This is a genomic window from Spirosoma areae, from assembly GCF_054781775.1.
This window is the reverse complement of the sequence record NZ_BAAGTT010000064.1, coordinates 1-520: the sequence shown is the minus strand read 5'-3', so window position 1 is coordinate 520 and position 520 is coordinate 1. Positions and strand designations below refer to the sequence as shown.

The 520-nt window shown below is 51.7% G+C and carries 1 protein-coding gene and 1 pseudogene; both read right to left on the bottom strand.

Annotated elements, in window-relative coordinates:
• On the bottom strand, window positions 1-294 hold a 294-nt coding region (locus ACYVI1_RS32665), incomplete at its 3' end, for an IS1 family transposase (RefSeq protein ID WP_460916051.1).
• Between the two features lie 41 nt (window positions 295-335).
• A pseudogene (locus ACYVI1_RS32660) lies at window positions 336-520 on the bottom strand (IS1 family transposase); the annotation flags it as partial.

The following is a 520-nucleotide window of genomic DNA, read 5'->3' as shown; positions in this document are numbered from 1 at the left end:
CTGGCGAAGTGTGTTGTTGAAGCGTTCAATATGCGCCGTGCCGCCCGCTTCCTGGCGATGCCGCTCTGCTGGAATCAGCTCATCATAGACGGCCCAAGCGTCAGTATAAAAAATAGCCGTCTCTTGGTAATAAGTCGGTAAACTTGACCATAATACTTGTCCGCAGTAGCTACTTCGGTCGCCGGTGGCAAAGCCAACAATCTGGCGGCTGGTCCGCTCTAAGGCTAACCAGACCCACGTTTTCACCTCTTTGCTAGTCACAAAACTCCACATCTCATCGATTTCTATCTCCACAACTGGCTGCCCGGATGGTCGGCTATGCCGTAAAGGAGCATCTACTTTTTTTTGATCAACTTGCTTAAAGTTGGGCGGCTCACGCCGGTTACCCGCTGAATACCACGTAAGGAAGTGCGCTCCAGGAGAAGTTTTTCTACTTGCTCGTAGCGGTCGGCCCGTTGTTGAGCCACCTCGCTGATAGTGCCATAGAATTGACAGTCTTTACAATGGTAGCGGGGACGAC